Raw genomic sequence first — 20721 nt, 5'->3', positions numbered from 1 at the left:
TTATGCGAATATATTTTTTCTTATTATTGTTTGAGTTCTGTTTGGTCCAACAGAAACTAAATCTATATTAACATCTATTAATTCTTCTATTCTAGCTACATACTTCTTAGCATTTTCAGGAAGGTCATCAAAGTTCTCAACCTTTGTTATATCTTCATGCCATCCATCTAATTCTTCATATACCGGCTCACATTTTGCTAAATCTTCTAATGAAGCTGGGAAGTTATTTATTATTTTATCTCCCATTTTATAAGCAGTACATATTTTGATTTTATCAAATCCTGTTAATACATCTAATAACATGAATGAAATACTAGTTAATCCATTTACTCTAGCTGCATATTTTACTATAACAGCATCGAACCAACCACATCTTCTAGCTCTTCCTGTAACTGTTCCGAATTCATGACCTTGAGTTCTTATTCTATCTCCAGTTTCATCAAATAATTCAGTTACAAAAGGACCTTCTCCAACTCTTGTTGTATAAGCCTTTACTATACCAACAACATCCTTTATCATATTTGGACCTACACCAGCACCTACTGCAAATCCACCTGATATTGGATGAGAAGAAGTTACAAATGGGTATGTTCCAAGATCTAAATCTAGCAATGTACCTTGAGCACCTTCAAATAATACTTTTTTACCAGCTCTTATTGCATCATAAACTATTACAGTTGTATCATCCACATATGGTCTCATTTTTTCTGCATATACTATAAATTCATTGTATACTTCATCAAAATCAAACATAGCTTCTTTTTCATATACACCTGTAACTATCTTATTTTTTGCTTCTATTTGAAGTTTTAATTTTTTAGCAAAAACTTCTTTATTCATTAAATCACAAACTCTGATTCCTGATCTTTCTGTTTTATCCATATAGCAAGGACCAATACCTTTTTTAGTCGTTCCTATTTTGTTATCTCCTCTTGCTTCTTCTGCTAATCCGTCTAATTCCTTATGGTATGGGAATACTATATGCGCTCTATCACTTATTTTAATATTTTTAGTACATATTCCATTGCTTTCAAGCATTTCTATTTCTTCAAAGAATCCTTTTGGGTCAAATACTATCCCATTTCCTATTACATTTATAGTATTTGGATTTAATATTCCTGATGGTATTAATCTTAGCGCAAATTTCTTTCCATCTACTACTAATGTATGGCCTGCATTGTTTCCACCTTGTCCTCTTATTACTACGTCAGCTTGAGTAGCAAGAAAATCAATAACTTTTCCTTTTCCCTCATCTCCCCATTGAGAACCAACAACTGCTACTGTTTTCATTTATTTCACCTCTATTATCTATATACTAAATTTTCTAATATTTAATATATAATTTATTTTCAATTCATTTTCGAACACTTACGTTATATATTTTAACAAATATTCGTTTTAGTTTCAACTTTTTTAATTTTCAATTGAATTTAATATGTATCCTTCTATTTCGTCTAGGTCTTTTCCCTTTATTATATTAACCTTATTACTAATAAATAAATCATTAAATTTATCAATTTCATCTAAGTCCTTACCAGTAAATATTTTATATATATTTCCTGTCATTGTATTTATCATATATATATTATATTGATTTTTTTCTTCCATTAAATAAATTATTAAGGTTTCTTTCAAATTATTATCCACAATTCTGAATAAATTACTTTCTTTATTAACAATCCCCATAATTGGATATACAAAAAACATTTCTATCTTCATTTTATACTCCTCCTTATTAACTTATTTTTGGACATAATTATGAGTTGTTTAAAAGATATCCTTATCTTATAAACAACTCATAATTAACTTTTATACATATTTATTTAGTTATACACATTTATCCACATACAATTTGTGGATACTGTGCATAACATTTTATTGCATCTACTGTATTTAATACTATTTTTTCATAAATATCCACATTTTTCTTAAATATAGAAAGGTTGTTCTGTGGATATGTGTTTATATTTCCCTAACTTTGTCGGCAAATTTTTGAACTTGACCAAACCATACTAATTCTACATTTCCAGTTTCACCATGTCTATTCTTTGCCACTATGACTTCTCCAATATTCTTCTTTTCAGAATCCTCATGGTAATATTCATCTCTATATAAGAACATAACTATATCTGCATCCTGCTCTATAGATCCAGACTCTCTTAAGTCTGATAATATAGGCCTATGGTCTTTTCTAAGTTCTGGAGATCTAGATAACTGTGAAAGGGCAACTACAGGACAATCCAATTCTTTAGCTAATATTTTTAAAGATCTAGAGATTTTAGCTATTTCTTGCTGTCTATTTTCGTTTTTCCCTTCCCCCTCCATTAATTGAAGGTAGTCAATCATGATTAAGTCTAATCCTTTTTCTATCTTTAATCTTCTACATTTTGATCTTATTTCTGATATTTTTATACCTGGGGTATCATCTATAAAAATATTGGCTTCTGATAATACCGCCATGGCATCTATTATCCTTGGCCAATCTGATTCACCAAGTGTACCAGTTTTTATTTTACTTAGTTCCACATTAGATTGTGCAGAAAGTATACGTTGAACAAGCTGTTCCTTAGACATCTCCAAACTAAACACTGCTACAGATGCATCACCTTTTAATGCAGCATTCTGAACAAGGTTTAGTGAAAATGCTGTTTTTCCCATGGCAGGTCTTGCTGCTAGTAAAATCAAGTCTGTTCTTTGTAGTCCATTTATTTTTTTATTTAAATCTGCAAATCCAGTGGTTATTCCAGTAACGTCACTTTTTTGTGTACATAACCTTTCAATCATATCAAAGGTATCTTGTAGTACCAAGTTTATTGGTTGAATATCATCTCCAGATTTTTCTTGAGATATATCAAATATGTTTTTTTCTGCCTTATCTAATATTTCCTGAACATCTGTAGAAGCATCATATCCTAAGTTTATAATCTCATTAGAAGCCTTAATAAGTTGCCTCATGACAGATTTTTCTTTCACTATGTTGGCGTAATACTTTACATTTGATGTCGTTGGAACTATTGTTGAAAGACTTGTTAAATAACTAATACCACCTATATTATCTAAATGCCCTTCTTTTCGTAATTCCTCTATTAATGTTATCAAATCTATAGGCTCATTGTTACTATTTAACTTTAGCATAGACTCATATATTATCTTGTGAGCTTCTTTATAGAAATCGCTTGGATTTATAGTTTCTGCTACAGTTATAATTGCATCTTTATCAAGGATAATAGAGCCTAATATTGATTGTTCTGATTCCACGCTATGTGGAGGAATTCTACTTATATCCTCCATTATTATCACCTCAACCTAGTGCTTATTGTTTTTCTTTAACATCTACTTTTATTTTTGTAGTTACCTTTTGATGTATTTTTACATCAACAAATCTTGAACCTAAAACTCTAATTGGCTCATCAAGTGATACTTTTCTCTTATCCACTTCTACGCCATGTTGTTTCTTTAATTGTTCTGCTATATCTTTAGAAGTTATTGATCCAAATAATCTTCCACCTTCACCAGCTTTAGAGTATATAGTTACTGACATATCTTCCATTTTCTTTCCTAATTCAACAGCCTCTTCATATTCTTTTTGAGCCTTTAATTCTTTTGATTTATTTTTTTCATTTAACTCTTTTATATTTGTATTATCAGCAACTACTGCCATTTTTTTAGGTAATAAGAAGTTTTTTGCATATCCATCGCTTACTTCTTTAACTTCTCCTTTTTTTCCTGTTCCTTTAACATCTTTTAATAATATTACTTTCATTTAGTCTTCCTCCCTTAAGTATTGTTCTATTATTTCATTTACTTTTTCATAGGCTTCCTTGATAGACATGCCCTCCATTTGGGCACCAGCTATATCCATGTGTCCACCTCCACCTAGTTTTTCCATTAAAACATGTACATTTATTTTTCCTAATGATCTTGCACTTATAAATATAGTATTATCTTTCTCACCTAATACAAATGATGCCTCTATTTTCTTTACTGTTAATAGTTCATCTGCAGCCTGTGCAATAACTACATTTATATTTTCAGATTGTGTTTTTGAATAAGATATACATATTCTATTATCAATAATACGTGTATTACCTATAATATCTGCTTTTGTTTTAAAGTCCTCCACATTTGCTCTAAATAGCTTCTTAACTTCTGTAGTATCTGCTCCTGCCTTCTTTAAATAAGAAGCAGCCTCAAAAGTTCTTACTCCTGTTTTAAATGCAAAGAACTTTGTATCTAAACTTATTCCTGCAAGAAGTCCCTCTGCTGTAAGTTTATTTATTTTAACATCATCCTCTAAATATTGGACAACTTCTGTTACCATTTCACAAGTAGATGATACATAGATTTCATGGAATGATAAAACAGTATCTTGAATAAATTCTACACCTTTTCTATGGTGATCTATAACTGCTACTTTTTTACTAATTTCTAGTAATTCTTCACATTCCGTATAACTAGGTCTATGAGTATCTACCACAACTACTAGAGTATCTCTAGTACAGTTCCTTATTGCATCTTCTTTACTTATAAATAAATCTTTATAATATTCACATTTATTAAGCCTACTTACAAACTCATCTATTGATTCATTAACAGTATCTAATACTATATACGTTTCCTTCTTCAAGGATTTACATATATCAAATATACCAACTGCTGCTCCCATAGCATCTAAATCAGGATACTTGTGCCCCATTATATAAATTGTTTTACTTTGAGATACTATTTCTTTTAATGCATGACCTATTAATCTAGATTTAACTTTTGTTGTTTTTTCAACAGCCTTAGACTTCCCTCCGTAGAACTCAAACTTATCTTTTGTTTTTACAATTGCTTGATCTCCACCTCTACCTAGGGCCAAGTCCAAAGCTCCAGCTGCAAGTTTAATATTTTCATAAATAGAATCGCCATCTCTTCCAACACCTATACTTATAGTTACAGGAAGTGTATTTCCATAATCAATATCTCTTATCGTATCTAAAATAGTAAATTTATTTTCTTGCAATTTAGATAAACCTTTTTGATTAGTTATAACTATGTATTTGTCTTTTGACGTTCTTTTTACTGCAGCTTGTAAGGATATTTCTAGTCCAGATAATATTCTTTCTAACTCTACAGAAATTAATGATCTTTTTTCTTCATTAGCACTCTTTAATACTTCGTCATATCCATCTACTTGAATTAGCATTATAATATTTTTTTCTTCCTCATATTTTTGAGTAAGAGCTAAATATTCAGTTTTGTCTATCCAATAAAGCATCATTAAATATTTTACCTGCTTATTTTGTTCATTTTTTATAACATTATAAACAACTGTATACTCCCTATCTTTGTAACTTACTTCAGTATACATTTCTTTATTTTCATTTAATACTTTTCTTAAATTAATATTTTTAATTATATTATCGATGTTTTCACCAAGTAAGTCTGGCGACTGTGTCATATCATAAAACTTTTTATTATACCATGATATATTTCCATCGAACTCTAGAATACAAAGGGGTATAGGTAAATTCATTATAGCCTTTTTTGTTGTTTCATCTATATCTAAAGATAAAGTTTCAATATATCTATTCCACTCTTTTTTTCTAAAATTAGCAATTCTCCAATTATGAAACACTATATAAATAAAGCCAAAGAAAAACAAACTTCCTATATATAAATTATAGAAAAGTAGGATTAAACTTGTTATTCCGATAATCAATATATATATATTTATTTCTGGCATATTTATTTTAAAACTCGGTTTATTCCTCATTTCTATCCTCCTATATAGATTTGTAGGATCTCACATTTCTAAAATCTAATATACTATCTATCATACCTATGAAAGAAATTCCTGTCATTCCAAATATACCTACACACATTGCACCAATAAAAACTTTTTTACCTACACCATTTTTTAACCATTTTTTTATAAAATAAATAGATACAGATATACCTTGTATTATAAACATAAAGTTAAACACTATTTGTAGGTTTAGAAATATTGCATCTGTGTATAGCGGTGTTTTCATATAAGATAGTCCTAACATCAATAAATATAATACAAAAGAAATAGCTATAGCATTTCCCGGTAAATAAAAATTTCTAAACTTTATTTCTCCTAAATCTCCATATTTCATTTTCTTAAGAGCATATATTTCAATCAAATATATAATTATTGATAAAATCATACTCCTAAAAAATAATATAGACGGTACTATATTTCTAAATGTATCTATAATATCTTCTGTACCCAATAACTCATAGTTAGTTGCAGATTGTAGTAAGCTTTTTTGCGCCTCTATACTCTTGTTGAAAACCTGTATTAGTTCGTCTAATATATCAACCCTAAAAGCATATTTAGATATAACATAATATACAACTATTGAAATTATAAATACTATAGAACCAGCAAAAATTGGTTCATATTTATTGCTATCTTGTTTACTTAAAACCCTTTTAGCTATAATACCTATTATTGCTCCTGGAACAATACTGTTTATAAATATATCAACAGCGTATGTAGTTTCAGTAAAAAATATTAAAGCCAATAATGCAATTATTAATGAAATTATGTTATTTTTAATATTTGATAATGTTCCGATTAATGCAAAGGGTATCGGTATTATAAATAATAATAAACTTAACTGAGGAACATTTAAGCTTACTAATATTAATATTATAGCTAAAATGACTATCGGCAATACCCTTGATAGTCTTAAATCTTTATTCAATCCATATCACTCCCTATTGTCTATATGTTTTTCTAATTCTGACAAATCTCCAAACCATGTTTCTATGCTGTGTTCTTCTTTTATTCCTTCTTTTGCTTTTTCTTTTATCTTATAATCTATTTCATCAAAACTAATGCCTAATCTCTTACCTAAAAGATATGACAACATAATTATATTAGCTATTGCATTTTGAAATCCATTGTCAATAGGTTTTACTCCTTTGAATAATAGATTGAACAAATTGCTTACACTTATTAGTATTTCATTTTTTATCCATTCTATTATTTTTACATTTTTTGTAATATCAGAACCCTTTTCTATTCGCACAATCTTCCCCTCCTCAATATATAAACATTATATCATAATTTACAAGATAACATACAATGAAAAAAGGAGGGCTTATACCTTCCTTTTTTCATTATATTATTAAATTATACATATTTATAATTTTCCAAGTAATAATTAGATTTACACATATTTGAGATCAATATAATCTCCTTGCATTAAAAAAAAGCCCACCATTGATAAATCAATGGAAGGCATTTTTATTAATCTAATGTATATGGTAAAAGTGCTATGTTTCTAGCTCTCTTTATTGCTACTGTTAATTCTCTTTGATGTTTAGCACATGTTCCTGATATTCTTCTTGGTAATATTTTACCTCTTTCAGTTACATATTTTTGTAATCTTTGAGTGTTTTTGTAATCTATTCTAGCATCTTTAGAAGCACAGAATTGACAAACTTTTCTTTTTTTACGTCTTTTCTTGTTTATCATTCAAGTCCCCTCCTTTTCTAAAATGGTATTTCGTCATCATCTATTGCTTGGAAACCATTTGGATCTAATCCTTGTGGCGCCTCGAAGTTAGGTTCGAAAGTCGGTTGCGAACCTTGATGACCTTCTCCGTATGGATTTTCAGATCTATTTTTATTGCTCTCTAAAGCTTGTACTGATTTAGCACTTACTTTAGTAAAAGTTCTATTTTCTCCAGATTGTGTTTGATATCTATCAACTCTTAAAGTTCCTTGAACTGCAACTAATCTACCTTTTGAGATATAATTAGCACAGAAATCAGCAGCTTTTCCCATTACTTCTACTGGTATAAAGTCTGTATCTTTAGTACCATCTTTTTTAGCATAATCTCTATCGATAGCTAAAGTAAAGTTAGCAACTGGTGTTCCACTTCCAGGTATATATCTTAATTCTGGATCTTTAGTTAATCTACCAACTAATACTACATGGTTCATAAAAGCACCATCCTATTCATAATAAAACTAGTTATATGCTAATTAAGCACAAACTATCATATGTCTTATTACGTTTTCGTTTATTTTTAAGTTTCTGTCTAATTCTTTTGGAAGATCAGCAGAAGCTTTGAAGTTTACTAACACATAGAAACCTTCAGTGAATTTAGCTATTGGATAAGCTAATTTCTTGTTTCCCCAAGTGTCAACTTTTTCAACTTCACCATTAGCTGAGATTACTTCTTGTATTTTATTTAATACAGCTTCTTTAACTTCGTCTTCAGCGTTTGGTCTTACAACGTAAACTAATTCATAATTTTTCATTAATTTCACCTCCCTTTGGACTTAACGGCTCCTCTTTTCAGAGCAGAGAAATGAGAATAAATTCTCATACTTATGTATTTTATCACTTATAATAAACTATGTCAAATTATTTATACCTATTTTTAGTTTGTATACTTTTATAATTAAGTTTTTTATATTTATTTCAAAATTTCATTTAAATTATTCAATTTATGTATATTTTTATTGATTATGATAAATAATACAAGTATATATAGCCCCCATAACTTAAATATATTTCATCCCAATCTCCCAAATGGATAGCTTAATAGCTATCCATTTTAAATTTAAAGCGGCCAAAGAAAACCTTTGCCCGCTTTTTGATATTTACCTTTATTGTAAATTTAATTTACAATATATTATAAATTATTTTATTATTTATTAGTAGCTAATTGTTTTTCATCATTCTTAGCTAATTCTTCTCTTAATACTTCTCCCATTCTCTTGATACCTTCTACTATTTTTTCTTCAGGCATATTTGAATAGTTAAGTCTACAAGTATTATATACTCCACCATTTGGATAGAATGACTCACCTGGAACGTATGCTACATTTTTCTCTAAGCATTTTTTAGCCATTTCACCAGCATTAATTCCCTCTGGGAATGTAACCCAAGTGAATAATCCTCCTTGTGGATGTGTAAACTCAACACAATCTGGGAATTCTTCTTTCATAGTTTTTAACATTACATCTCTACGTTTAACATAACATGCTTTTATTTTTTCAACATGTTCATCTAAGTCATAAATATCCATAAATTTACTTACTTCCATCTGACTTATTGTAGATGCTTGTAAGTCAGCCCCTTGCTTACAAATATTAAATTTACCTAATATCTCTGGAGCAGCACAAGTCCATCCTAGTCTGTATCCTGGACAGAATATTTTTGAGAAAGTCCCAAGATAAATTACTAACCCCTTAGTATCTAATGATTTTAATGATGGTAAACTTTCTCCATCAAATCTTAATTCACCATATGGATTATCTTCTATTACAGGTATTTCATATTTATTTATTATTTCCATGAACTTAAGACGTCTCTCTAATGGCCATGTTCTACCTGATGGATTTTGGAAATCTGGTATTACATAAATCATTTTAACTCTATCATTTGAAGCTAAAACTTTTTCTAAGTCTTCCATTATCATACCATCATTGTCAGTATTAATTTCAATAAATTCTGGCTCATAAGCTTTCATTGCATTTAATGCACCCATATAAGATGGACTTTCACATAAAATTACGTCACCCTTGTCTATAAATGTCTTTCCTGAAAAATCAAGACCTTGTTGAGATCCACTAGTTATTAATATATCATCTGGACCTACATTTGTTTTAAGTGTTTTGTTCATTCTGTCTGCAATTTTTTGTCTTAATGGAAGATAACCCTCAGTTGATGTATATTGTAATGCTACTCTCCCTTGTTCTTCTAGTACTGCAACTGAAACTTTTTTCATTTCCTCAACTGGGAATAATTCTGGAGCAGGCATTCCACCTGCAAAAGATATTACCTCTGGTCTAGCTGTAAGTTTTAATAACTCACGTATAGCTGACCCTTCAATTTTTCCCATTCTGTCTGCAAATCTAACTGCCATGTTAAAGCACCCCCTATATATTACCTAATTATCTATATGAATTTTATTAGGTTACAACAACTGTTTAACTAAAGCCTTTCTATTTACTTACAATTTTCTTTATTCTTTTTTCTAAAGTTTGTCTATCTAACATAATCAATCTTTTACAGTTAGTGCATTTGATCTTTATATCCATACCTACTCTAACTATTTCAAATTGTTTACATCCACATGCATGTTGTTTTTTTAGTTCTACTATGTCACCTAAATTAAGATCCATTGGCAAAACAATCAACCTCCTAACCAATTTAGATTTTTCTTTTGTTATGTTCTTTTTAACGATATCTAATAAGTCCCCCAACATAATAAATATCATTATTTTGCTTATATTTTCAATTGAAAATTTAATAGATATAATACCGATTTTTATAATATATATTTTAATAAGTAGTATTAATATGAACTTTAATAATTGCTTTGTCTTAATTATTTAGTCTCTTGAAATGAATTAAGACTGATAACATATTTATTCTATATTTTTAATAAAATTATTTAACTTTATTGCTTCAGTCTTTAAATAAAAAATATTTTATTTATTCTATGTAGATATAATCATAGTAAGAAATTACTTTCCTACCATAATTATATCAATCGAGAATACAAAAGTAAATTTGTTATTCTTCTATTTTCATTAATTTATCAAAAAAATGCCTTTAAATACCCATTTTTTTAATATTATATTTTAAATAATATTTAATTCCTTGTACATAACAACGCCTCTTTGGTAACATTCTAGCTCTTTTTCTTTTGATATACTAGAATACAACTTGCCTAATTCTATGTATAAACCAGCTAATATTTTCTCATCTTTTAATCCATTTGCAATTTCTATACATTTATTTAAGTAATCAATTGAGTTTTCTACTTCATTTTTATTCTTATACATATCAGCGTAGAATTTTAATGATTTATACTCATAGTATTTATCTTTATTTTTAATAGATGAAACTAAGGCTAATTTACAATATTTCTGAGCCATATCATATTGACCTCTTGTCACATAAGACTCTATCATATTAAATAAACTTTCCATCATATATTGATTTTCATCCCTCTTTGTAAGATCATATACTTTTTGCGAATATTCTAAGTACTTATCCATATCCCCCATCTCTGAATAAATTTCACTCATAGTAAGATATACTTTAGCCAGTCTACTTTTATTTTCTTCTTTTTCTATTATTTCTAATGCTTTATTAAAACATTCTTTAGACTCTGCATATTTACCAACACTTAATAAGTTTTTAGCTTTTAATACTAAAATACCTACCTCTTCTTTTATGCAATCTTCATTATCCATTCTATCTATTTTCTCCATAAAATCTAATGCTTTTTGCGGTTGGTTTAATTTCATATAACATTCAGATATCTTACTATACAACTCTTTATATATATCAGCATCTTCTATGTTACTTTCGTCTAGTACCTCTTTTGCAAACATAAAATGAGTTAAAGCTCCCTTATAGAATTCATCTAACATATATATATTACCTATGTTAACATAGCTATTGTATATCTCATCTTTATCTTCATTTTTTATAAAATAGTATAATGCTTTTTCATAATAATATACTGCAAAAGAATAATCTTCTCTTTTACAATTAATTTCAGCTAATAGCTTATTACATTTCCCATAATTTTCAGTTAGTTTATATTTTTTACATATATCTATAATTTCGTTTATTTGTTCTTCTGCCTTTTCTAAATCATCACATTTAATATATACTTCACTTTTTAATATAAGGTTATCTGTTATTTTTTTAGATTGCATTTCCTTTGTCTCTAATAGATAATCCACGCTTACTCCAAGCTTATCTGCTAAATACTCTAATAACTCATAACTAGTATGTGATTTATCTCTCTCAATATGACTTATTTGAGCAGCTGTAATTCTATCTCCTGCTAGTTCTTTTAATGTCATATTCTGTTCTTTTCTAAGCTTTTTTATTTTTTCCCCTAAACTTAGTATATTCATTTATTATTTGCACCCCCTTTTTTTAAGTTGTTCTTAATTTATAATATAATTATAACTTATATTAATATTAAAAACATCATTAAAATTTACTTTTTTTTCTAATTATCATTTTTGCTTATAAATATTTAATATTATAAAAATATGCCTTATATATCAAAATTAACCATATTTTGTATTTTTTTATAACTTTTCAAATAATATTTTATTTTATGATTTAACATCAAATTCACTTTTACTTAGGCTCACTTATAATTAATATAAAAAAAGAAGGTAGAAACATACTTAATACCTTCTCAACATATACTACTCTTCATCCATTATCATTGATAATATTTCATTTAATTCATCTTCATTATTGTATACTATTTCTATTTTACCTTTATTCTTACCATTTGATATATTTACCTGTGTTCCAAATATATTAGATAGTTTTTCTTCTGCATCTACTATATAAATATCTTTTTGTTTTTTTTCAGTTTTTTTAACTTCTTTATTTCCAAGATTTTTTTTGGCTATTTCCTCCACAACTCTTACAGATAAATCCTCTTTAACTATTCTGTTAGCTATTTCTAATTGTTTATCATGGTTTTCTATTCTAAGCAATGCCTTTCCATGGCCTGGAGTTATTTCTCCACTTTCAATCATCTTAATTACTTTTTTCTGTAAATTTAATAATCTAAGAGTATTTGTAATATGAGGTCTACTTCTTCCGACTGCTTCTGATAACTCTTCTTGAGTTACCTTATAGTTATCTATTAAACTTTTATAAGCTAAAGCTTCTTCTATAGCATTTAAATCTTCTCTTTGTAAATTTTCTATAAGTGCAATTTCCATTATATCTTTAACTGGTATATCTTTAATTACTGCCGGTATTTCTTCTTTGCCTGCCATAATAGAAGCTCTGTATCTTCTTTCTCCTGCAATAATCATATAGTTATTATCATCTGTAGGTTTTAAAACTATGGGTTGCAATACTCCAACATTTTTTATTGAATTAGATAAAGCTTTTATCCTATCTTGATCAAATTCTTTTCTTGGTTGGTTTTTGTTAGGACGTATATTACTCAATTTAACTTGAACAATATCTTTTTTATCAATTTCTTCATTTATATCAGGTATTAGCGCACTAAGGCCTTTTCCTAATCGTTTACTTCTTCTAGGTGTATTATCCATACTATATTATATCCTCCTCTAATTCGATAAATTCTTCCGCTAAATCTTTATATGCTAATGTTCCCCTACATTTTGAGTCATAATAAATTACTGGTTTTCCATAACTTGGTGCCTCTGCAAGTCTTACATTTCTAGGAATTAACGTAGTATAAACGCTACCTTTAAAGTATTTTTTTACTTCTTCAACAACCTGAATAGATAAATTTGCCCTTCCATCAAACATACTAAGAACTACTCCTTGTATTTCAATCTTAGGATTTAATCTCTTTTTGACAAGCTTATAAGTTGACATCAACTGACTCACACCCTCTAGTGCATAATATTCACATTGTATCGGTATTAAAACACTATCAACAGCAGTCAATGAGTTAATAGTAAGCATACCTAATGAAGGCGGACAATCTATAAAAATATAGTCATATGAATCCTTGATTTTATTGATACTATCCCTTAGTCTATACTCTCTATCATCTTCATTTGCCAATTCTATTTCTGCCCCTGCTAACTCGCTAGCAGCAGCAACAATATGGATATTGTCAAACTCCGTTTCAATAATAGCTTCTCTTATATCTAAACCATCTATTATAACTTCATATATAGTATTTTCTACAGTATTTTTATCAATCCCATAACCACTAGTAGTATTCCCTTGGGGATCCATATCTAGAACTAATACCTTTTTTCCTAATTGTCCAATACTAGCACTTAGATTAACATTTGTTGTTGTTTTCCCTACTCCACCTTTTTGATTAAAAATTGCTATAGATTTTCCCATAAAGGTTCCCCCTTTTTATTTGTTTTAAAAAAAGATTACTGCTGTGCAGTAACCCCTTATTTTTTAGGAATTTTGACTACAATTTCCATGTAATCTCCCTTATCTATTTCATTATACTTTGCTTCAATTCCTGTATTCTTTATGGCATCATATGCTTGTTTTAATGTATTAAGATATATTCTAATCCCCATTGAACATTTTATATTTTGTTTCTTTTCAGGTTCACTATCGGCCTTTAAAGCTTCTAACGTATCATTAATTAATTTTTCTGTTTTCTTAACTGTAAGCTCTTGTTTAACTACTTTTTGGATAATTTCCATCATTAGTTCCTCATTAGGCAACTTAAGTAGTGCTCTTGCATGTCTCTCCGTTAAAGCATTTTCAACAAGATATTGCTTTACAGTGTCAGGAAGTTTTAATATTCTTAGTTTATTAGCTATCGTTGATTGATTTTTACCTAATTTTTCAGCTAATTGTTGTTGAGTAAAATTATGTTCTTTTATTAAGTTCTCATATCCTAGAGATTCTTCTATAAAGTTCAAATCTTCTCTTTGTAAATTTTCTAATAAAGCTAAAACTGCAGAGTATTGATCCGACATATTATTTATTATTGCTGGTATAGTTTTTAACTCAGCCAATTTCGCTGCTCTAAGTCTTCTTTCTCCAGCAACTAACTCATATCCATTTTCTTTTTGTCTAACAGTAATTGGTTGAAGTACACCGTACTCTTTTATAGATTTACTTAATTCTTCTAATGCATTAATCGAAAATACTTTTCTTGGTTGATATGGATTAGGAATTATTTTATCAACTGGTATCTCTTTAACTATTTTTTCTTCCATAACATCCCTCTCTTATTGATAAATATATTTTTACTGCAATTTATGTAAATTTATTTTGATTTTATACTCACGAAGGGAAAATATTTCCCTTTATGAGTATTTATTTCTTCATTTAATATTATTTTTCCTTCTATATTTCTCTATATTATTTATTTTATAGGATTTTTAGATGGTTTGCCTGCTTTTCTTGGATATTTTGATGGGGTATTATTAATTTTTTTAAATACTAATATATTATGATTTAATTCTAAATCTGGTAACTTAATATCTATTTTTTCAACAAATTCTATTCCCAAGGTTTCCATAGCTGCTTTAGATTCTTCTAGTTCTAAATTAGCATTTGGTCCTTTTAAGCATATAAAATATCCCCCAACCTTTACAAATGGAACACAAAACTCCATTAATATTGGTAACCCGGCAACAGCTCTTGCTGTAGCAACATCAAATTTTTCTCTATATTCTTCACTTTTACCAAAATCTTCAGCTCTACCATGAATAAATTCTATCCCTTTTAAATTTAATTCATTAGCTACTTCTTGTAAAAAGTTTATTCTTTTATTTAAAGAATCTAATAACGTTAGATTTAAGTTTTCTAAACAAATTTTTAGTGGCATACCAGGGAAACCTGCCCCAGTACCCACGTCTATTAATGATGTGTCATCATTTATATAATTATTAGTCACAGCAGATATAGAGTCTAAGAAATGTTTTATATATACTTCTCTCTCTTCCTCTATCCCTGTTAGGTTCATTACTTTATTCCATTCAACTAATATTTCTCTATATTTCTTTAAGTTTTGAAGTTTTTCATCAGTAGCTTCTATTCCAAAACCTTCTATACCTGCTTTTAATAATTCTAGATTATTCATTACTTCCTCCTCTAGTTTTTCTCATTTGTTCTAAATAAATAAGTAAAACTGATATATCTGCAGGAGAAACCCCTGAAATACGAGAAGCTTGTCCTATAGATACTGGTTTTATAGCATCTAATTTTTGTCTAGCTTCTAACCTTAATCCATCTATTGAAGAGTAATTTATATCTTCTGGAAGCTTTCTATTTTCTAATTTTTTAAATTGATCTATTTGTTTTAATTGTTTATCTATATACCCTTCGTATTTAGACATAATCACACATTGTTCTTTAACATCATCAGATACTTCATCTCCAGCACCTTTTCCTATTTGTTCTAAGATACTATAAGTCACTTCTGGACGTTTTAAGAACTCATATAATGATAATCCAACTTTTATTTCTGAACCACCAACTTCCGCTAATATATTGTTAACTTCTTTTGGAGTTACTCTTTCTGTTTTTAATCTTTCTAGTTCTTTTTCAACTTCTGCTTTTTTAGCAAGGTATCTTTCGTATCTGTCTTCCTTAACAAGACCTATATCATGACCTTTTTCAGTAAGTCTCATATCAGCATTATCTTGTCTTAAGTATAGTCTATACTCTGCTCTAGAAGTCATCATTCTATATGGTTCATTAGTTCCTTTAGTAACTAAATCATCTATAAGAACTCCTATATATCCCTCTGATCTATCTAGTATGAAAGGTTCTTTTCCTTCTATTTTTAAGGCTGCATTTATACCTGCTATTAGTCCTTGAGCTGCTGCCTCTTCATATCCTGATGTCCCATTGAATTGTCCTGCACTGTATAAGTTTTCAGTTACTTTTATTTCTAAAGTAGCTTTTAATTGCGTAGGATCTATACAGTCATATTCAATAGCATATGCAGGTCTCATAATCTGTGCATTTTCCAGACCTTTCATAGATTTATATATTTGAACTTGTACTTCAAAAGGTAAACTTGTTGATATACCTTGAATGTACATTTCTTTTGTGTCTAATCCTTCTGGTTCAATAAATGTTTGATGTGATTCCTTATCACTGAATCTCACAACTTTATCTTCTATTGATGGACAATATCTAGCTCCAGTAGCATTAACTTTACCACTATACATAGCTGATCTTTCAATATTATCCATTATAATTTTATGTGTGTCTGTATTTGTTCTCGCTAAATAGCAAGGTATTTGATCTATTTCTAAATTTTCACTCATAAATGAGAATGGTGTAATCTTTTCATCCCCTTCTTGAATTTCCATTTTAGAAAAATCTATACTATCTCTGTGTATTCTAGCTGGAGTTCCAGTTTTGAATCTTCTCATATTTAGACCTAAATCAACTAATTTATCTGTTAAAGTAGCTGCATACCCTAGTCCATTAGGACCTTCCTTAAATGTACCTTCTCCTATATAAATTAACGAATTTAGATAAACTCCAGTTGCAAGTATAACTGCCTTAGCATTATAAGCACATCCTAATTTAGTTACTACTCCTGTTACAATTTTACCATCATGAAGTAAATCTACAACTTCATCCATAGCTATATCAAGATTCGGCTCATTTTCAAGAGTTTTTTTCATTTCTGTGTGATACTTAAATTTGTCAGCTTGAGCTCTTAAAGAATGTACCGCTGGTCCTTTAGCTGTATTAAGCATTCTACTTTGTATAAATGTCTTATCTACATTTATACCCATTTCTCCGCCAAGGGCGTCTATTTCTCTAACTAATTGTCCTTTACCTGTTCCACCTATGGACGGATTACATGGCATCATTCCAATTGAATCTAGTGTTAGTGTTATTATTAATGTTTTATGTCCCATTCTTGATGTAGCTAGTGCTGCCTCACATCCAGCATGCCCTGCTCCAACAACAATTACGTCATAACTTCCTGCATTATATGTTTGCATGTTTTCTCCTTTCTTAAATAATGTTTCACGTTAAACGTTAATACCTTATTAATCGTTTCCTTTATAAATTAACTTTATTTAAGTTTATTTTATTTATTTACCTATACAGAAGTTCGCGAATATAGTATCTAGTAAATCTTCCTGTACTGTATCTCCATTTATATATCCTAAATAATCCCATATATTTTTGAAATCAACTTCTATGAAATCATAAGGTAATCTTTGTTCTATTCCAGCTATGGCATCATTAATTGAGTTATATGCTTTTAATAAAGCATCCTTGTGTCTAGAGTTTGTAACAACAACACTTGAATTACTTCTTACATCTCCCTTAAACACCATAGATTCTATTTTATTGTGAACTTCTTCAATTCCTTCGTTCTTTAATGCTGATATTTTTATTATACTATCTTTGTCAACATATTTAGCTATTTCTTCCTCTGATACAACTTGGTTAAGATCATTTTTATTTAATAAAACAATAGTCTTTTTATCTACTGCTTGTTCTAATATTTCTCTATCTTCTTTTGATAATTCCTTTGAACCATCTATCACTATTATTACTAAGTCTGCCGAGCTAAATGACTCTCTTGATTTTTCTACACCTATTTTTTCAACTATATCTTCCGTTTCTCTTATACCAGCTGTATCAACAATTTTTAAAGGAATTCCTTTTATATTAACGAATTCTTCTATTACATCCCTTGTTGTTCCAGCTATTTCAGTAACTATAGCTCTATTTTCTCCTAAAATATAGTTTAGTAATGATGATTTTCCTACATTTGGTTTACCAACTATAACTGTTTTTAGTCCGTCTCTTAAAACTTTTCCACACTCTGCCGAGTCATATAATGCTTTTATTTCATTTCTTAACGATTCTGAACTATCAGTAAGCATTGCATAAGTTATTTCTTCAACATCTTCTTCACTAAAATCTATAGAAACTGTTAAGTGAGCTAAAACTTCCGTTACTTTGAATCTCAATTCTTTTATTTTATTAGCCAATGCACCGCTTAAATGACTTTGAGCTACCTCTTGAGCCTTATCTGTTTTTGCCTTAATTACGTCAATTACAGCTTCCGCCTGAGATAAATCAATTCTTCCATTTAAGAATGCTCTCTTAGTAAATTCACCTTCATCTGCAAGTCTTACATCTTTACTTAATATTAATTCTAATATTTTTTTTACTGAAATAAACCCACCGTGACAATTTATTTCTATTACATCTTCTGCTGTATAAGAATTAGGTCCTTTCATGAAAGCAAGTAGTACTTCATCTATTTTATTTTCGCCATCTAATATATGACCATATATTAGAGTACGAGTATTATAGTCTGTTATATCTTTTCCTGATACAGATTTAAATATCTCTCTAGCTACTGAAAGAGCTCTACTTCCACTAATTCTTATTATGCCTATTCCACCTTCTCCTGGTGCAGTTGCAATTGCTGCTATAGTATCATCTATAAACATAATATCACCTCTATAATTAATCTATTTTAAATTCTTAACTAATAATTAAAATTATAATCTTAATTTTATCATTATATTAAATAAATTACAAAAATTAAACCCCCTAAATATTAGGAGGTTTGAATTTTATCATTTATCTTTTATATTCAATCACTAGTCTTCTATATGGATCTGTTCCTTCACTATATGTAATTACATACTTATCGTTTTGTAAAGCTGAATGAACTATTCTTCTTTCATAAGGATTCATATAGTCTAGTTTTTTTGTTCTTCTAGTCTTAGCTACTTCACGCGCAACTTTTCTAGCATATCTAACTAACGATTCTTCTCTTTTATTTCTATAATTTTCTATATCAACTAATACTCTCATATGTGAATCTTTGTTGATTTTGTTTAAAGCTAGTCCTGTTAAAAATTGTACTGAATCAAGTGTTTCTCCTCTTCTTCCAATTAAGCAAGTAGCTTCTTTTCCTTCAATGCTAATTTTAATTAAATTATCCTTTTGAGTAGCATTAACTTTAGCATTTATCTTAGAGTTTACTAGAATATTTTCTATAAATTCTTTAGCAATTTCTATTTCTTCTTTTTTTATTACAGTTACTTCGTATACTCCATCTTTAGCACCTAAGAATCCTAGGAACCCCTTAGAAGGATTTTGAATAACCTTTACTTCGATGTCTTTTTCTTCAACGCCTAGTTCCAGTAATGCTGATTGAATTGCTTCTTCTTTAGTCTTACTTTTTATTTCTATCTTTTTTGTCTGACTTTGCATTGCTGTTAGGTTTTCCTGATTTTTCATCTTTAACTACTGCCTCCTTAGAATCAGCCAGTTTAGCTTTTAAAGGACTTGTTATTAATTGATATTGAGCTATAGAGAACAAGTTACTTGTTATCCAATATATCGCAAGACCCGCTTGGAAAGTATATCCCCAGAATAATGACATTGCTGCCATTACATATGTCATACTCTTCATCATGTTTGCTGTTTGATCATCGCCTGTAGTCATCATTTTTTGCATGAAGTAAGCACTTACCCCTGAAAGTAATGCTAGAGAAACACTTCCTGTCGCAGAAATATCTTTTATCCATAAGAATCCTGCTTGCGCTGCTTGTGCTGCCACATCTGCATTTTGGAATACGCCATAAAGTACAGGTTCTCTTAACACATTAAATAGACCTATTAATATAGGCATTTGTATTAATAATGGCAAACATCCAGCTAGTGGATTAATCTTTGCTTCTTGATAAATTTTCATTAGCTCTTCTTGCTGTTTTTCTGGCTTATTTTTATATTTTTCTTGAATTTCTTTTATCTTAGGTTGGATGTCTTGCATCGCTTTTTGAGACTTTATTTGTTTTACCATTAAAGGAACTAATAATAATCTTACAAACAGCGTAAATACAACTATAGACAATCCATAATTATTCACAAACTCAAAAATAATTCTAAGTATATGACCTAATAAATTACTTATAATGCTCAATTGTATACCTCCTAAAGTACGCTTATTTTAGAGGATCATATCCTCCTGGATGAAATGGATGACACTTTAAAACCCTTTTTATTGACAAATACATACCTTTAAACATTCCATATTTTTTGAAAGCTTCCATTGCATATTGAGAACAAGTAGGATAAAACCTACAGTGTGGTCCTAACATAGGAGATATATACTTTTGGTAAAATCTTATTAAGTAAATACATAATTTCGATAAGTATGTATTTATTTCCTTCAATATATATACTATTTTATTAAACAATTTTAACCTCCATTAAAAATAGGCGCC

Annotated in this window: 22 protein-coding genes; all 22 read right to left on the bottom strand. The window is 28.8% G+C overall.

What is annotated here, in order from left to right; all coding sequences use genetic code 11:
• Complete coding sequence (locus QX51_RS11065) at positions 1 to 1290, bottom strand: adenylosuccinate synthase (RefSeq protein ID WP_039679975.1); 1290 nt, start codon at positions 1288 to 1290, stop codon at positions 1 to 3.
• A gap of 123 nt (positions 1291 to 1413) precedes the next feature.
• A complete protein-coding gene (locus tag QX51_RS11060) occupies positions 1414 to 1719 on the bottom strand; it encodes a hypothetical protein (RefSeq protein WP_039679974.1) in 306 nt (101 codons plus the stop codon).
• Positions 1720 to 1962: 243 nt separating this feature from the next.
• Positions 1963 to 3291 carry a replicative DNA helicase gene (gene dnaB / locus QX51_RS11055; protein ID WP_039679973.1) on the bottom strand — a complete coding sequence of 443 codons (1329 nt, stop codon included), beginning with the start codon at positions 3289 to 3291 and terminating at the stop codon, positions 1963 to 1965.
• A gap of 22 nt (positions 3292 to 3313) precedes the next feature.
• Positions 3314 to 3763: a 50S ribosomal protein L9 gene (gene rplI, locus QX51_RS11050; protein ID WP_039679972.1), complete on the bottom strand. Its 450-nt coding sequence runs from the start codon at positions 3761 to 3763 to the stop codon at positions 3314 to 3316.
• Entirely contained in the window at positions 3764 to 5758 is a 1995-nt protein-coding gene (locus QX51_RS11045; RefSeq protein WP_039679971.1) for a DHH family phosphoesterase, read from the bottom strand.
• Between the two features lie 10 nt (positions 5759 to 5768).
• A complete protein-coding gene (locus QX51_RS11040; protein ID WP_039679970.1) occupies positions 5769 to 6719 on the bottom strand; it encodes a DUF2232 domain-containing protein in 951 nt (316 codons plus the stop codon).
• A 6-nt stretch (positions 6720 to 6725) separates the two neighbouring features.
• On the bottom strand, positions 6726 to 7046 hold the full coding sequence (locus tag QX51_RS11035) for a MazG-like family protein (protein ID WP_039679969.1): 321 nt from the start codon (positions 7044 to 7046) through the stop codon (positions 6726 to 6728).
• A 221-nt stretch (positions 7047 to 7267) separates the two neighbouring features.
• Positions 7268 to 7495 carry a 30S ribosomal protein S18 gene (rpsR, locus tag QX51_RS11030; protein ID WP_018590090.1) on the bottom strand — a complete coding sequence of 76 codons (228 nt, stop codon included), beginning with the start codon at positions 7493 to 7495 and terminating at the stop codon, positions 7268 to 7270.
• A 17-nt stretch (positions 7496 to 7512) separates the two neighbouring features.
• Positions 7513 to 7965: a single-stranded DNA-binding protein gene (gene ssb, locus QX51_RS11025; protein ID WP_039679968.1), complete on the bottom strand. Its 453-nt coding sequence runs from the start codon at positions 7963 to 7965 to the stop codon at positions 7513 to 7515.
• Between the two features lie 42 nt (positions 7966 to 8007).
• Entirely contained in the window at positions 8008 to 8286 is a 279-nt protein-coding gene (gene rpsF, locus QX51_RS11020) for a 30S ribosomal protein S6 (protein ID WP_039679967.1), read from the bottom strand.
• 392 nt (positions 8287 to 8678) lie between these two features.
• Positions 8679 to 9899, bottom strand: coding sequence for an aminotransferase-like domain-containing protein (locus QX51_RS11015; RefSeq protein ID WP_039679966.1), 1221 nt, complete (start codon positions 9897 to 9899; stop codon positions 8679 to 8681).
• 79 nt (positions 9900 to 9978) lie between these two features.
• A complete protein-coding gene (locus tag QX51_RS11010; RefSeq protein WP_018590086.1) occupies positions 9979 to 10164 on the bottom strand; it encodes a DUF951 domain-containing protein in 186 nt (61 codons plus the stop codon).
• Positions 10165 to 10620: 456 nt separating this feature from the next.
• Positions 10621 to 11913, bottom strand: a complete 1293-nt coding sequence (locus QX51_RS11005; RefSeq protein WP_039679965.1) for a helix-turn-helix domain-containing protein — start codon at positions 11911 to 11913, stop codon at positions 10621 to 10623.
• Positions 11914 to 12216: 303 nt separating this feature from the next.
• On the bottom strand, positions 12217 to 13086 hold the full coding sequence (locus QX51_RS11000) for a ParB/RepB/Spo0J family partition protein (protein WP_039679964.1): 870 nt from the start codon (positions 13084 to 13086) through the stop codon (positions 12217 to 12219).
• Between the two features lies 1 nt (position 13087).
• Positions 13088 to 13861, bottom strand: coding sequence for a ParA family protein (locus QX51_RS10995; RefSeq protein ID WP_039679963.1), 774 nt, complete (start codon positions 13859 to 13861; stop codon positions 13088 to 13090).
• 56 nt (positions 13862 to 13917) lie between these two features.
• Positions 13918 to 14703 (bottom strand): nucleoid occlusion protein, encoded by a 786-nt coding sequence (gene noc, locus QX51_RS10990; protein WP_039679962.1) that lies wholly within the window; start codon positions 14701 to 14703, stop codon positions 13918 to 13920.
• 149 nt (positions 14704 to 14852) lie between these two features.
• The gene (gene rsmG / locus QX51_RS10985; RefSeq protein WP_039679961.1) at positions 14853 to 15572 is read right to left on the bottom strand and encodes a 16S rRNA (guanine(527)-N(7))-methyltransferase RsmG; all 720 of its coding nucleotides are present in this window, start codon (positions 15570 to 15572) and stop codon (positions 14853 to 14855) included.
• Complete coding sequence (gene mnmG / locus QX51_RS10980) at positions 15565 to 17460, bottom strand: tRNA uridine-5-carboxymethylaminomethyl(34) synthesis enzyme MnmG (RefSeq protein ID WP_039679960.1); 1896 nt, start codon at positions 17458 to 17460, stop codon at positions 15565 to 15567. The genes rsmG and mnmG overlap by 8 nt, the downstream gene beginning before the upstream one ends.
• Before the next feature lie 93 nt (positions 17461 to 17553).
• Positions 17554 to 18933 (bottom strand): tRNA uridine-5-carboxymethylaminomethyl(34) synthesis GTPase MnmE, encoded by a 1380-nt coding sequence (mnmE, locus tag QX51_RS10975; RefSeq protein ID WP_039679959.1) that lies wholly within the window; start codon positions 18931 to 18933, stop codon positions 17554 to 17556.
• A 133-nt stretch (positions 18934 to 19066) separates the two neighbouring features.
• The gene (gene jag / locus QX51_RS10970; protein WP_242842728.1) at positions 19067 to 19732 is read right to left on the bottom strand and encodes an RNA-binding cell elongation regulator Jag/EloR; all 666 of its coding nucleotides are present in this window, start codon (positions 19730 to 19732) and stop codon (positions 19067 to 19069) included.
• Positions 19668 to 20417, bottom strand: a complete 750-nt coding sequence (locus tag QX51_RS10965) for a YidC/Oxa1 family membrane protein insertase (protein ID WP_039679958.1) — start codon at positions 20415 to 20417, stop codon at positions 19668 to 19670. The genes jag and QX51_RS10965 overlap by 65 nt, the downstream gene beginning before the upstream one ends.
• A 22-nt stretch (positions 20418 to 20439) precedes the next feature.
• On the bottom strand, positions 20440 to 20682 hold the full coding sequence (yidD, locus tag QX51_RS10960) for a membrane protein insertion efficiency factor YidD (RefSeq protein ID WP_408645568.1): 243 nt from the start codon (positions 20680 to 20682) through the stop codon (positions 20440 to 20442).
• Positions 20683 to 20721 lie beyond the last annotated feature (39 nt).

The organism is Terrisporobacter othiniensis (assembly GCF_000808015.1).
GTDB lineage: Bacteria > Bacillota > Clostridia > Peptostreptococcales > Peptostreptococcaceae > Terrisporobacter > Terrisporobacter muris.
Note: the sequence above shows the minus strand (reverse complement) of the source record. Positions and strands in the feature narration are given on the sequence as shown.

Excerpts from the sequence above, each read along its gene's own strand:
- QX51_RS11005 (WP_039679965.1), bottom strand. The coding sequence starts at position 11,913 with ATGAATATACTAAGTTTAGGGGAAAAAATAAAAAAGCTTAGAAAAGAA.
- QX51_RS11060 (WP_039679974.1), bottom strand. The coding sequence starts at position 1,719 with ATGAAGATAGAAATGTTTTTTGTATATCCAATTATGGGGATTGTTAAT.
- QX51_RS11045 (WP_039679971.1), bottom strand. The coding sequence starts at position 5,758 with ATGAGGAATAAACCGAGTTTTAAAATAAATATGCCAGAAATAAATATA.
- mnmG (WP_039679960.1), bottom strand. The coding sequence starts at position 17,460 with ATGCAAACATATAATGCAGGAAGTTATGACGTAATTGTTGTTGGAGCA.
- QX51_RS11015 (WP_039679966.1), bottom strand. The coding sequence starts at position 9,899 with ATGGCAGTTAGATTTGCAGACAGAATGGGAAAAATTGAAGGGTCAGCT.
- QX51_RS11065 (WP_039679975.1), bottom strand. The coding sequence starts at position 1,290 with ATGAAAACAGTAGCAGTTGTTGGTTCTCAATGGGGAGATGAGGGAAAA.
- rpsF (WP_039679967.1), bottom strand. The coding sequence starts at position 8,286 with ATGAAAAATTATGAATTAGTTTACGTTGTAAGACCAAACGCTGAAGAC.
- rpsR (WP_018590090.1), bottom strand. The coding sequence starts at position 7,495 with ATGATAAACAAGAAAAGACGTAAAAAAAGAAAAGTTTGTCAATTCTGT.
- noc (WP_039679962.1), bottom strand. The coding sequence starts at position 14,703 with ATGGAAGAAAAAATAGTTAAAGAGATACCAGTTGATAAAATAATTCCT.
- rsmG (WP_039679961.1), bottom strand. The coding sequence starts at position 15,572 with ATGAATAATCTAGAATTATTAAAAGCAGGTATAGAAGGTTTTGGAATA.
- jag (WP_242842728.1), bottom strand. The coding sequence starts at position 19,732 with ATGAAAAATCAGGAAAACCTAACAGCAATGCAAAGTCAGACAAAAAAG.
- QX51_RS11000 (WP_039679964.1), bottom strand. The coding sequence starts at position 13,086 with ATGGATAATACACCTAGAAGAAGTAAACGATTAGGAAAAGGCCTTAGT.
- mnmE (WP_039679959.1), bottom strand. The coding sequence starts at position 18,933 with ATGTTTATAGATGATACTATAGCAGCAATTGCAACTGCACCAGGAGAA.
- dnaB (WP_039679973.1), bottom strand. The coding sequence starts at position 3,291 with ATGGAGGATATAAGTAGAATTCCTCCACATAGCGTGGAATCAGAACAA.
- ssb (WP_039679968.1), bottom strand. The coding sequence starts at position 7,965 with ATGAACCATGTAGTATTAGTTGGTAGATTAACTAAAGATCCAGAATTA.
- rplI (WP_039679972.1), bottom strand. The coding sequence starts at position 3,763 with ATGAAAGTAATATTATTAAAAGATGTTAAAGGAACAGGAAAAAAAGGA.
- QX51_RS10995 (WP_039679963.1), bottom strand. The coding sequence starts at position 13,861 with ATGGGAAAATCTATAGCAATTTTTAATCAAAAAGGTGGAGTAGGGAAA.